We start from the raw sequence: 12,348 nt of genomic DNA on the forward strand, positions 1-12,348 counted from the left end.
GGGTGGTGGTCACGCTAGTGGGACGCCCGTGGACCCCTCCCGGTTCACACGCGGGTGGGCCACACTGGGCCCATGACCGCGAGCGAGGACTGCCTGTTCTGCACGATCGTGGCCGGGGGGATCCCGGCCGACGTCGTCCACGAGTCCGACACGACCGTGGCGTTCCGCGACGTCAACCCCCAGGCTCCCACCCACGTGCTGGTGGTGCCTCGCTCCCACCACGCGAACGCCGGGGAGCTGGCCCGGCACGAGCCCGCGACCGTGGCCGCCCTGGTCGACAGCGCCCGCCAGGTCGCGGAGGCCGAGGGCCTGGGCGAGGGCTACCGGCTGGTGTTCAACACCGGGGCCCAGGCCGGCCAGACCGTCTTCCACGTGCACCTGCACCTGCTCGGCGGACGCGACCTGGGGTGGCCGCCCGGGTGAGCCGGTCGCGGGCGTCGCGACGGCGCGGGCTCGCCCCGCTGCTGCTGGCCGCCCTGCTGGCGCTGGTGCTGGCCGGCTGCGGCGCTGACGCAGGCACGGACGCGGGCACGGACGCGGGCAGCCACGACAGCTCCGTTGCGGCGGGCACGGCCGGTGGGACCACCGAGGCCCCGGGGGCGGCTCCACCGAGCGGGTCGGGCCACGCCTCGGGCCACGGCGCCGACACGACCCGGGCCGCGCCCGTCGCGCTGCGCCCCGGCGAGCGTCGCGACCGGCTGGCGATGCCGGAGGACTACACGCCCCGGGCCCCCACGGGCGTCGGCACCGACGACTACCGCTGCTTCCTGCTCGACCCCGCGACCACCCGCGACCAGGTCATCACCGGCTTCGACGTCCGCCCGGGCAACCCCGACGTCGTCCACCACGTCATCCTCTTCCGCGTGCCGGCGGCAGGGGTCGCGGCGGCCGAGGAGCGCGACGCCGCCACGCCCGGACAGGGCTGGACCTGCTTCGGCGACTCCGGGCTCAGCGGCGCCGGTGGCGGCGGGCTCGACGACGCGCCGTGGCTCGGCGCCTGGGCGCCCGGGGGCCGGGAGCAGGTGTGGGGCCGCGGCCTGGGGGTGGGCCTGGGCGAGGGCGATCGCGTCGTCATGCAGGTGCACTACAACCTGCTGCAGGGGGCGGCCCCCGACCGCAGCGCCGTCGACCTGCGCCTGGCCGACCGCACCCCGCAGACCCGGCTGCTGCGCACCGTGCTGCTGCCCGCGCCGGTCGAGCTGCCCTGCCGCGCGGCGCACGCCGACGGGCCGCTGTGCGACCGGGCCGCCTCCCTGAGCGACGTCAAGGCCCGCTTCGGCGAGGGGCCGGGCTCGACCGCCGACCTGCTGCACCTGCTGTGCGGGGAGTTGCAGCCAGGTCCGGTGCAGACCTGCACCCGCCCGGTCACCACCCGCGAGACCGTGCGCGGCGTCGCCGGCCACATGCACCTGCTGGGCCGCTCCATCGAGATCGAGGTCGACCCGGGGACGCCGCGCGCCCGCACCCTGCTCGACACCCGGGTCTGGGACTTCGACGACCAGGGGAGCCGACGGGTGCGGCCCACCGTGCTCGAGCCCGGCGACCAGCTGCGGGTGACCTGCCGCCACGACCAGGAGCTGCGTGACCGGCTGCCGGCGTTCGAGGGCCAGCCCGACAAGTACGTCGTGTGGGGCGAGGGCAGCACCGACGAGATGTGCCTCGGGATCCTGCAGGTGACCCGCCCCTGAACGGGCGCTAGTCGCGCTCGTGCCGGTCCGGGCCCGGGTCCTGTGCCGGGTCGTCCTGGTCGTCCGGGTCCTCGTCCTGCGGCCCGTCGTACGCCACCAGCCGCAGCCGGGGCGCCGGCCTGTCCTGGAGCGCCTCGTCGATGCGCTCGAGCAGCCGCTCGAAGGGGCTGGTCTCGGGCACGAGCACGACCACGGGCGGGCGGCGCAGGCCGCCGGCGACGGCCTCGAGCCCGAAGCCGTGCGGGCCCTGGAGGTGCTCGGCGAGCAGCACCAGCGCCGGCGTGCGCCGGTGCAGGGCCACCCGGGCCATGGTCGCGGTGACGGCGACGTCGACGGGGTCGAACCAGCGGTGGCCCCCCGACATCGCGAGCACCTGGCGCCGCAGCAGGTCGGCGAAGCCGGAGTCGTCGTCGACGACGAGCACGGCCGTGCGGGCTGCCCCTCCCGAGCCGCCCGGGCCCCGTGGGGTGTCCGGTGGTGATCGGTCCATGCGGTCTCGTACCCCCGTCGCTCGACCTGCACACCAGCGGAGATCGACCTGGCAGGGCACCGAGGCCGGGTCCGGGCGCGCCCGTCGAGCCTACGACGGCGGGAAGGAACCCGGGTGACCGGGCGTTCGGCCTCCCGTAGCATGGCCAGCACGTCCACTCGAACGGAAGGTGGGCCCACCCGGGCCTTTCATGACTGAACCCCGCAGCGCCGACAGCACCGAGCAGGCTCGCACCCAGCACTCGGTCGTCGTCCCCACCAGCATCAACATGGTCTCCCTGCTCGGTCCCAGCGACGAGCACCTCACGCAGATGGAGAAGGCGTTCGACGCCGACATCCACGTCCGCGGCAACGAGATCACCCTCACCGGCGTCGCCTCCGACGTGGCGCTGGCCGAGCGCGCCCTCGACGAGCTCGTGACCCTGATCCGCACCGGTCAGGGCCTGCAGGCCGAGACCGTCGAACGGGTCATCACGATGCTCAAGGCCGAGACGACCGAGCGACCCGCCGACGTGCTCTCGCTCAACATCCTGAGCAACCGCGGCCGCACGATCCGTCCCAAGACGCTCAACCAGAAGCGCTACGTCGACTCGATCGACAAGCACACGGTCGTCTTCGGCATCGGCCCGGCCGGCACCGGCAAGACCTACCTGGCCATGGCCAAGGCGGTCCAGGCGCTGCAGGCCAAGAAGGTCAACCGCATCATCCTGACCCGCCCGGCCGTCGAGGCCGGCGAGCGCCTCGGCTTCCTGCCCGGCACGCTCAGCGAGAAGATCGACCCCTACCTGCGCCCGCTGTACGACGCCCTGCACGACATGCTCGACCCCGAGACGATCCCCAAGCTGCTGGCGTCCAACACCATCGAGGTCGCCCCGCTGGCCTACATGCGCGGCCGCACCCTCAACGACGCGTTCATCATCCTCGACGAGGCGCAGAACACCTCGCCCGAGCAGATGAAGATGTTCCTGACGCGGCTCGGCTTCGGCTCCAAGATCGTGGTGACCGGCGACGTCACCCAGGTCGACCTGCCCACGGGCACCAAGTCGGGCCTGCGGGTGGTCGAGTCGATCCTCGACGACGTCGAGGACATCGCGTTCAACCGGCTCACCGGCCACGACGTGGTCCGCCACCGGCTCGTCGGCAAGATCGTCGCGGCGTACGACGAGTTCGACGCCCGTCCCGCCGCCCAGGGGGAGCGTCGGTGACGATCGAGATCCAGAACGAGTCGGGCGTCGAGCTCGACGAGCTCCGGGTGCAGCGGCTGGCGCGCTTCGTGATGGACCGGATGCGCGTCCACCCGCTGGCCGAGCTGTCGGTGTCCGCCGTCGACGAGGACACCATCGCCGAGCTCAACGCCCGGTGGATGGACAAGCAGGGCCCCACAGACGTGCTGGCCTTCCCGATGGACGAGCTGCGTCCCGGCCTGGTCAACACCGAGCCGGAGGAGGGCGTGCTGGGCGACCTCGTGCTGTGCCCCTCCGTCGCGGCCGCCCAGGCCGAGCAGGCGGGCCACGCGGCCAGCGACGAGCTCGACCTGCTGACGGTCCACGGCATCCTGCACCTGCTGGGCTACGACCACGCCGAGCCGGAGGAGCACCGCGAGATGTTCGCCCTCCAGGCCCAGCTGCTGGGGGAGTGGCTCGGTCACGACTCCCGGGCCGCGCAGCACGCGCTGGCCGGCGAGAGCTGAGCGCGTCCCGATGGACGGACACAGTCCGGGCCTGATCCTGGCGATCGTGGTCCTGGTCGCGCTGTCGGCGCTGCTGGCCAGCACCGAGGCGGCCACGTCGTCGTTCACCCGCGCCCGCGCCCTCGAGCTCGCCCACGAGAAGCGCGGTGGCGCGGTGCACCTGCTGCGGGTCCTCGACGACCCGGCGCGCCACCTCAACGCGCTGCTGTTCCTGCGGCTGCTCAGCGAGACCGCCGCCGTCGTGCTGGCCACGACGGTCGTGCTCGACCTCATGGGCCGCAACGACTGGAGCTCGGCCCTGGTCGCGACGGCGGTGATGTTCGTCGTGCTGTTCGTGGTCATCGGGGTCGGCCCGCGCACCATCGGCCGCCAGCGCAGCGAGCAGGTCTCGCTGGCCACCGCCGGTGCCGTGCTCGCGCTGAGCCGGGTGCTGGGCCCGCTGCCCCGCCTGCTCATCCTGGTCGGCAACGCGCTCACCCCCGGGAAGGGCTTCTCCGAGGGGCCGTTCGGCTCCGAGGCGGAGCTGCGGGAGATGGTCGACCTGGCCGAGGCCTCCAGCCTCATCGAGTCCGACGAGAGCCGGATGATCCACTCGGTCTTCGAGCTCGGCGACACCTCGGTCCGCGAGGTGATGGTGCCCCGCACCGACATCGTCTACATCGAGCGCAGCAAGACCCTGCGCCAGGCGATGTCGCTGTTCCTGCGCAGCGGCTACTCCCGGGTGCCCGTGACCGGCGAGGACACCGACGACATCCTGGGCTTCGTCTACCTCAAGGACGTCAGCAAGCGGGTCTTCGACCGCGCCGCCGCCGCCACCACCGAGACGGTCGAGCCGCTGATGCGCCCGGTCTTCCGGGTACCCGACTCCAAGCCCGTCGACGACCTGCTGCGCGAGATGCAGGCCGAGCGGCGCCACATGGCCGTGGTCGTCGACGAGTACGGCGGCACCGCCGGCATCGTGACGATCGAGGACCTGCTCGAGGAGATCGTCGGCGAGATCACCGACGAGTTCGACGCCGAGGAGGCGGGGGTCGAGGAGCTGGAGGACGGCTCGCGCCGGGTCGCCGCCCGCTTCCCGGTCGACGACCTCGACGAGCTGTTCGGCGTGCGCATCGACGAGGAGGAGGTCGACTCGGTCGGCGGCCTGCTCGCCAAGCACCTGGGCAAGGTCCCCATCGCCGGCTCCACGGTCGAGGTCGAGGGCCTGCGGTTCACCGCCGAGGAGACCAAGGGCCGCCGCAACCGGGTCGGCACCGTGCTCATCGAGCGCGTGCAGCCGGCCGCGGCCGAGCAGCCGTCCACCGGCGGCGACCGCGTCCGGTCCTGAGCCCGGGGCTTCCTAGACTGCTCCGGTGACCGAGTCTCTGAGCGCCGAGGACCACAAGCTGGTCGTGCTGGCCCGCTCCACCCGCGCCCGCACGGGGGCGCCCCAGGGTGCCGCCCTGCGCGACCTCGACGGCCGCACCTACGCCGCGGCCACCGTCGACCTGCCCTCGCTGCAGGTCTCCGCGCTCGGCGTCGCCGTCGCGATGGCGGTCACCAGCGGGGCCCGCGGCGTCGAGGCGGCGGTGCTGCTGACGGCCGAGGGCGAGGGCGCGAGCGAGGCCGACCTGGCGGTCGTGCGCGACCTGGGCGGCCCCGGGGTCCCGGTCCACCTGGCCGACCAGCGCGGCACCGTGGGTGGACGAACCACCACGTAGGGCACGACACGGCCGCAGGATCGCCCGCCAGGCGACCCCGGTGGCACAGTTTCGGTGTCGACCATGACAGAATGGTTGTTCGGAGCAACCACCATCAGGCAACCACCACAGGAGGTGCCGCTCGTGATCCCGCCACTCGTCGGACTGCTGAGCAGGGGACAGGCCGCGACCACGACCGGCTGGAAGGCCCACGCGGACGCCGTGCGCCGCCTGCAGGAGTCCTACCGGGCGCTGCCCGCCGACGCCCCCGTGCGCCTGGCCAAGCGCACCTCCAACCTCTTCCGGCCCCGCGAGGTCCTGGTCGGGTCCGGCCTCGACGTCTCCGGGCTCGGCGGTGTCATCGAGGTCGACGCCGAGGCCCGCACGGCCGAGGTCCAGGGCATGTGCACCTACGAGGACCTCGTCGACGCCACCCTGCCCCACGGCCTGGCCCCGCTGGTCGTGCCGCAGCTGCGGACCATCACCCTCGGCGGCGCCGTCACCGGGCTCGGCATCGAGTCGACGTCGTTCCGCCACGGCCTGCCCCACGAGTCCGTGCTCGAGATGGACGTCTTCACCGGGGCCGGCGAGGTCGTCACCTGCGGGCCCACCGGCGAGCACGCCGACCTGTTCCGCGCCTTCCCCAACTCCTATGGCTCGCTCGGCTACGCCACCCGGCTGCGCATCGAGCTGATGCCCGTCACCAGCCACGTCGCGCTGCGCCACGTCCGCTTCACCGGGACCGACGCCCTGCAGCAGGCCATCGCCGAGGTCACCGACACCGGCGCCTGGGAGGGCGAGGCGGTCGACGCCATGGACGGCACCTCCTTCGAGCCGGGCCGCCACGTGCTGACGCTGGGCCGCTTCGTCGAGGCCGACGGCCCCGGCTCCGACTACGCCGGCCAGCAGGTCTACTGGCGCTCGGTCGGCGAGCGCGAGACCGACCTGCTCACCACCTACGACTACCTGTGGCGCTGGGACACCGACTGGTTCTGGTGCTCCCAGGCCTTCGGCGCCCAGCACCCCGTGGTGCGCCGCATCTGGCCGCGGCGGCTGCGTCGCTCCGACAGCTACCACCGCCTGGTCGGCCTCGACCAGCGCTTCGACGTGATGAACCGCCTCGACCGCCGCGCCGGGCGACCGCGCCGCGAGCGGGTGGTCCAGGACATCGAGGTCCCGGTCGAGCGCCTGGGCGAGTTCCTCGACTGGTTCGACGAGGCGGTCGGGATGCGGCCGGTGTGGCTGTGCCCGCTGCGGCTGCGCGACGCGGAGGCCGGCACCGACCCGTGGCCGACGTACCCACTCGAGCCCGCGCGGACCTACGTCAACGTCGGCTTCTGGGGCGCGGTCCCGGTCGGCGACGACGCCCCGGACAGCCCGCTCAACCGGGCCATCGAGGCCAAGGTGGCCGAGCTCGACGGCCACAAGTCCCTCTACTCGGAGTCCTTCTACGACCGCGAGACCTTCGACCGGCTCTACGACGGACCCCACCTGGCTGCGGTGAAGCAGCGCTACGACCCCCACGACCGGCTCACGAGCCTCTACGACAAGGCGGTGCGACGACGATGACGACCCTCAAGGACTTCGGTGGTGCAGCCCGCGGGACCACGGCCCCCAAGCTGACCATCGCCCAGATGTTCGAGACCCTGCTGCTGCGACCCGCCCCGGTGCGGTTCACGGCGTACGACGGCAGCGCCTACGGCCCCGAGGACGCCGCCTTCGGGCTCGACCTCAAGAACGAGCGCGGCCTGGCGTACCTGATCACCGCCCCCGGCGACCTCGGCCTGGCCCGCGCCTACGTCTCGGGCGACCTCGACGTGCGCGGCGTCCACCCGGGCGACCCCTACGAGGGCATGGTGACGCTGCTGCGCGCGATGCGGTTCCGCCGCCCGAGCGCGGCGCAGGCGCTGACCCTGATGCGCTCGATCGGGCTCTCGCAGCTGGTCCCGCCGCCCCCGCCGCCGCAGGAGCACCTGCCGCGCTGGCGCCGGGTGATGGAGGGCCTGCGGCACTCCCCGGAGCGCGACGGCAAGGTGATCTCCCACCACTACGACGTCTCCAACCGCTTCTACGAGATGGTCCTCGGGCCGTCGATGACCTACACCTGCGCGCTCTTCGAGACCGAGGACGCGACGCTGGAGGAGGCCCAGCACGCGAAGTACGACCTGGTCGCGCGCAAGCTCCGCCTGCAGCAGGGCCAGCGGCTGCTCGACGTCGGCTGCGGCTGGGGCGGCATGGTGCGCCACGCCGCCCGCGAGTACGGCGTGCGCGCCCTGGGCGTGACCCTCTCGCGCGAGCAGGCCGAGTGGGCGCAGGAGAAGATCCGCGAGGAGGGCCTCGAGCACCTCGCGGAGGTCCGCCACCTCGACTACCGCGCGGTCCAGGAGACCGGCTTCGACGCCGTCAGCTCCATCGGCCTGACCGAGCACATCGGCATCGACCAGTACGCCGCCTACTTCGGCTTCCTGCGCGACAAGCTGCGCCCCGGCGGCCGGCTGCTCAACCACTGCATCACCCGCCCGACCAACAAGCCCACCGCGACCGGTGCCTTCATCGACCGCTACGTGTTCCCCGACGGGGAGCTCACCGGCTCGGGCCGGATCATCACCGAGGCCCAGGACGCCGGCCTCGAGGTGCAGCACGAGGAGAACCTGCGGGTCCACTACGCGATGACGCTGGCCGGCTGGTGCCGCAACCTCGAGGCCCACTGGGACGAGGCCGTGGCCGAGGTCGGCGAGGGCACCGCGCGGGTGTGGGGCCTCTACATGGCCGGGTCGCGGATGGGCTTCGAGCGCAACGAGATCCAGCTCCACCAGGTGCTGGCCACCCGGACCGACGACGAGGGCCGCAGCAGCTTCCCGCTGCGTCCCGACTGGGTCGGCTGATCCCTCGCCGCGGCAGGTGGTGGCCGGCCGCGGGGGGTCCGGCCGCTAACCTGCCGTGGTGAGCTCCCGCACCCCGCACGCCGCCGTCGTGCGCGAGCGACGGCAGCTGAGCGACCACCTGGTGCGCCTGGTCCTGGAGACCGACGGCAGCCTGGCCACCACCGGTCTGCCCGACGAGTGGCTGGCGCTGACCGTGCCGGGCCAGTTCCAGACGCGCTACTACACCGTGCGCCGGCTCGAGGGGCGCGAGCTGGTGCTCGACGTCGTGGTGCACGACGAGGGCCTGGTCACCGCGTGGGCCGCCCGCCACGACTGCGTCGGCGACACAGTCGGCCTCGGCGCCCCCAAGGGCTCCTTCGAGCCCCCGGACGACGCCGGCTGGGTGGTGCTGGCCGGCGACCTGACCGCGCTGCCGGCGATGGCCCGCATCGCCGAGCACCTCGCGGCGACCCGGCCCGACCTGCCGCTGCAGCTGCACGCCGAGAGCCCCGACGGCCCGCTCGAGGACTACCTCGCGGCGCCCACCACCTGGCACCACGCCGACCCCGGCAGCAGCGACCTGGCCCGGGTCGTGGCCGGTCTCGACTGGCCCGCGGGTCCGGGATACTTCTGGATGGCGGGGGAGTCGGCCCAGATGCGCGAGATCCGCCGCCACGTCCGTCGCGACCTCGGCCAGGACACCCGGCACCACGACGTCATGGGCTACTGGAGCGGCAGCCGCGGCCGGCAGGCCCGGCGGGTCGACCCGCCCCCGGCGTACGCCTCGTGGACCAGCACCACCACGCGCACCACCACCAGCGAGGACACCGCATGAGCAGCGACACGCAGCCGCCGGCCCACCGCTCGGGCTTTGCCTGCTTCGTCGGGCGTCCCAACGCCGGCAAGTCGACGCTGACCAACGCGATGGTCGGCACCAAGGTGGTCATCACCTCCTCCAAGCCGCAGACCACCCGGACCGTCGTGCGCGGCATCGTGCACCGGCCCGACGCCCAGCTGATCCTCGTCGACACCCCCGGCCTGCACCGCCCGCGCACGCTCCTCGGCGAGCGGCTCAACGACCTGGTGGTGACCACCTGGGCCGAGGTCGACGTCGTCGCCGTGTGCTTCCCGGCCGACGAGAAGCCGGGTCCGGGCGACCGGTTCCTGGTCAACGAGCTCGCCAAGGTCAAGAGGACGATCAAGTTCGCCGTGGCCACCAAGACCGACCTGGTCACCCCCGAGCAGCTGGCCGAGCACCTGATGGCGATCGACCGGCTCGGCCAGGAGACCGGCACCGAGTGGGCCGAGATCGTGCCCGTCTCCGCCGTCGCAGGCGACCAGGTGCAGCTGCTGGCCGACCTGCTCGTGGCGCGGCTGCCCGAGGGGCCCCAGCTCTACCCCGACGGCGAGCTCTCCGACGCCCCCGAGGAGGCGATCGTCGCCGACCTGATCCGCGAGGCCGCACTCGAGGGCGTCCGCGACGAGCTGCCCCACTCCATCGCCGTCGTGGTCGAGGAGATGGCCCTCAAGGAGGACCGCGACCCCGACAAGCCGCTGCTGGTCATCCACGCCAACGTCTTCGTCGAGCGCGACTCCCAGAAGGGCATCGTGATCGGCCACAAGGGCTCCCGCCTCCGCGAGGTCGGCACCGAGGCCCGCCAGCAGATCACCGCCATGCTCGGCGTCCCGGTCTACCTCGACCTCCACGTCAAGATCGCCAAGGACTGGCAGCGCGACCCCAAGCAGCTGCGCCGCCTCGGCTTCTGACCCGGGAGCACGGCGAGCGGGCGATCGGCGTACGCCGCATGGCGCCGAGCGGGCACTTGTCGTACGCCGTGGAGCGCCGAGCGGGCACTCGTCGTACGCCGGACGGCGCCGAGCGGGCAATCGTCGCCCGCCCGCCCACCCGGGACGGACCGCACGACGACTGCCCGGGTCGGCATCTCCACCCGTGCTGCGATCGCCCGCTCGGCGTCCCCAGCCGTGCTGCGATCGCCCGCTCGGCGTCCCCACGCGTGCTGCGATCGCCCGCTCGGCGTCCCCAGGCGTGCTGCAATCGCCCGCTCGGCGTCTCCACGTGTGCTGCGATCGCCCGCCCGGCGCACCCCCTGACGGATGTCACCGGCACGACGTGACGCCCGCGTGGGGTGGGTACGCCGCGGCGGGGCCAGGCTGGGCGCATGACGACACCACACCTCGGCGCGGGGGGCCCGCGGGCCAGCGCCGTACGCCTCGCGGGCGTGACCAAGCGGTTCGGTGACGTCGAGGCGATCCGCGGGATCGACCTCGACGTGGCGCCGGGCGAGATGGTGGCCTTCCTGGGTCCCAACGGCGCCGGCAAGACGACCACGATCGACCTGCTGCTGGGGCTCTCGACGCCCACGACGGGCACGGTCGAGGTCTTCGGGATGGAGCCCCGGGCGGCCATCTCGCGCGGCCTGGTGGCCGCGGTGATGCAGACCGGCGGGCTGCTCAAGGACCTGACGGTGCGCGAGACGGTGGAGTACACCGCCAGCCTCTTCGCCGACACCCGTCCGGTCGACGAGGTGCTCGAGAGCGCGGGCATCACCGGCCTGGCCGGGCGACGGGTCGACCGGTGCTCGGGCGGCGAGCAGCAGCGGCTGCGGTTCGCGATGGCGCTGCTGCCCGATCCCGCGCTGCTGCTGCTCGACGAGCCCACCACGGGCATGGACGTCGAGGGCCGGCGCGCGTTCTGGGCCGCGATCCGTGCCGACGCCGAGCGCGGCCGGGCGGTGCTGTTCGCCACCCACTACCTCGAGGAGGCCGACCAGCACGCCGACCGCGTCGTGCTGCTCAGCCAGGGCCTCGTCGTCGCGGACGGGACCGGCAGCCAGGTCAAGGCCCTGGCCGCCGGCCGCACCCTGCGCGCCACGCTGCCGGACCCCCGGCCCGCGCTGCTCGAGGAGATCGGCGCCCAGCCGGGGGTCGACCAGGTCGACCTGCGCGGCGACCAGGTGCTGGTGCACGCCACCGACAGCGACGCCGTCGCCCGCTGGCTGCTGACCCGCACCGACGCCCACGACCTCGAGATCGTCGCCCGGGGCCTCGAGGAGGCCTTCGTGAGCCTGACCTCGTCCACCCGCCAGCCGATCCCCACCGGAGGCACCCGATGAGCACACCGGCCACCCCCGCCGCTCCCGCCGAGCGCCGGGTCCCGCCGCTGGGCGGCCTCAACACCACCATGGTCCGCCTCGAGCTGCGCCGCTCGCTGCGCAACCGCCGCACGCTGGTCTTCGCGCTGGTGCTCCCCGCGGCGCTGTTCTTCGTCTTCGGCTCCGGCGGGGGCGGCGAGGAGCGGGTCGGCGAGGGCAACGTCTCGGCCTACGTCATGGTCTCGATGGCGCTGTACGGCGGCGCGCTGATCGCCGCCTCCGCCGGCACCGGCGTCGCGCTGGAGCGGTCGCTGGGCTGGTCGCGGCAGCTGCGGCTCACGCCGCTGCACCCCGCGGCGTACGTCACGGTCAAGGCGCTGGTCGCCGTCGTCATGGGCGCTGTGGCGGTCACCGTCGTCAACGTCGTCGGCGCCGCCCAGGGCCGTCCCGACATGCCGCTCGGCACCTGGCTGGCGTGCGCCGTGCTGACGCTGGTGTGCACCCTCACCTTCGCCGCCCTCGGGGTCTTCGTGGGCTACCTGGTGCCGGGCGAGAACGCCATGCAGCTGCTCGGCCCGGGCCTGGCGCTGCTGTCCTTCCTCGGCGGGCTGTTCATCCCGCTGTCGAGCTACAGCGAGGCGGTGCGCCAGGTCGCCTACTGGACCCCGATGTACGGCGTCGCCGAGGTCGCCCGCTCGCCCCTGACCCACGAGCTGCCGTGGTACGCCGTGGTCAACGCCCTGGGCTGGCTGGCCGTCTTCGTGGCCGGCGCGGCGTGGCGGATGAGCCGCGACACGGCCCGGGTGTGAGGGCGGGCGGCACTAG

General features: G+C 73.6%; 13 protein-coding genes. 12 read left to right on the forward strand and 1 reads right to left on the reverse strand.

Features of this window, described 5'->3' with window-relative positions; genetic code table 11:
• Window positions 1-72: 72 nt before the first annotated feature.
• Complete coding sequence (locus BLU55_RS02215; RefSeq protein ID WP_091725524.1) at window positions 73-423, forward strand: histidine triad nucleotide-binding protein; 351 nt, start codon at window positions 73-75, stop codon at window positions 421-423.
• A complete protein-coding gene (locus tag BLU55_RS02220; RefSeq protein WP_091725526.1) occupies window positions 408-1,688 on the forward strand; it encodes a hypothetical protein in 1,281 nt (426 codons plus the stop codon). The genes BLU55_RS02215 and BLU55_RS02220 overlap by 16 nt, the downstream gene beginning before the upstream one ends.
• Window positions 1,689-1,695: 7 nt before the next feature.
• On the opposite strand, the gene BLU55_RS02225 is transcribed toward BLU55_RS02220, so the two are convergent.
• A complete protein-coding gene (locus BLU55_RS02225) occupies window positions 1,696-2,178 on the reverse strand; it encodes a response regulator (RefSeq protein WP_157682686.1) in 483 nt (160 codons plus the stop codon).
• Between the two features lie 190 nt (window positions 2,179-2,368).
• Between BLU55_RS02225 and BLU55_RS02230 the strand changes: the two genes are divergently transcribed.
• The 10 genes from BLU55_RS02230 to BLU55_RS02275 all read left to right on the forward strand — a co-directional run bounded on the left by BLU55_RS02230 (window position 2,369) and on the right by BLU55_RS02275 (window position 12,332).
• On the forward strand, window positions 2,369-3,382 hold the full coding sequence (locus BLU55_RS02230) for a PhoH family protein (RefSeq protein WP_091725531.1): 1,014 nt from the start codon (window positions 2,369-2,371) through the stop codon (window positions 3,380-3,382).
• Window positions 3,379-3,867, forward strand: coding sequence for an rRNA maturation RNase YbeY (gene ybeY, locus BLU55_RS02235; protein ID WP_091725534.1), 489 nt, complete (start codon window positions 3,379-3,381; stop codon window positions 3,865-3,867). Before BLU55_RS02230 ends, ybeY begins: the two co-directional genes overlap by 4 nt.
• A gap of 10 nt (window positions 3,868-3,877) precedes the next feature.
• Window positions 3,878-5,194, forward strand: coding sequence for a hemolysin family protein (locus tag BLU55_RS02240; RefSeq protein ID WP_091725537.1), 1,317 nt, complete (start codon window positions 3,878-3,880; stop codon window positions 5,192-5,194).
• A 25-nt stretch (window positions 5,195-5,219) separates the two neighbouring features.
• Window positions 5,220-5,567, forward strand: a complete 348-nt coding sequence (locus BLU55_RS02245; RefSeq protein WP_091725539.1) for a cytidine/deoxycytidylate deaminase family protein — start codon at window positions 5,220-5,222, stop codon at window positions 5,565-5,567.
• Window positions 5,568-5,690: 123 nt separating this feature from the next.
• On the forward strand, window positions 5,691-7,115 hold the full coding sequence (locus BLU55_RS02250; RefSeq protein WP_231917007.1) for an FAD-binding oxidoreductase: 1,425 nt from the start codon (window positions 5,691-5,693) through the stop codon (window positions 7,113-7,115).
• A complete protein-coding gene (locus tag BLU55_RS02255; protein WP_091725542.1) occupies window positions 7,112-8,431 on the forward strand; it encodes an SAM-dependent methyltransferase in 1,320 nt (439 codons plus the stop codon). The genes BLU55_RS02250 and BLU55_RS02255 overlap by 4 nt, the downstream gene beginning before the upstream one ends.
• Before the next feature lie 58 nt (window positions 8,432-8,489).
• Window positions 8,490-9,245, forward strand: a complete 756-nt coding sequence (locus BLU55_RS02260; RefSeq protein ID WP_157682687.1) for a siderophore-interacting protein — start codon at window positions 8,490-8,492, stop codon at window positions 9,243-9,245.
• Window positions 9,242-10,177, forward strand: a complete 936-nt coding sequence (gene era, locus BLU55_RS02265) for a GTPase Era (protein WP_091725547.1) — start codon at window positions 9,242-9,244, stop codon at window positions 10,175-10,177. Before BLU55_RS02260 ends, era begins: the two co-directional genes overlap by 4 nt.
• A gap of 413 nt (window positions 10,178-10,590) precedes the next feature.
• A complete protein-coding gene (locus BLU55_RS02270) occupies window positions 10,591-11,544 on the forward strand; it encodes an ABC transporter ATP-binding protein (protein WP_091725550.1) in 954 nt (317 codons plus the stop codon).
• Window positions 11,541-12,332, forward strand: coding sequence for an ABC transporter permease (locus BLU55_RS02275; protein ID WP_091725553.1), 792 nt, complete (start codon window positions 11,541-11,543; stop codon window positions 12,330-12,332). The genes BLU55_RS02270 and BLU55_RS02275 overlap by 4 nt, the downstream gene beginning before the upstream one ends.
• The last annotated feature ends 16 nt before the right edge of the window (window positions 12,333-12,348 follow it).

Origin of the sequence: Nocardioides scoriae (assembly GCF_900104965.1) — a bacterium.
Lineage (GTDB): Bacteria > Actinomycetota > Actinomycetes > Propionibacteriales > Nocardioidaceae > Marmoricola > Marmoricola scoriae.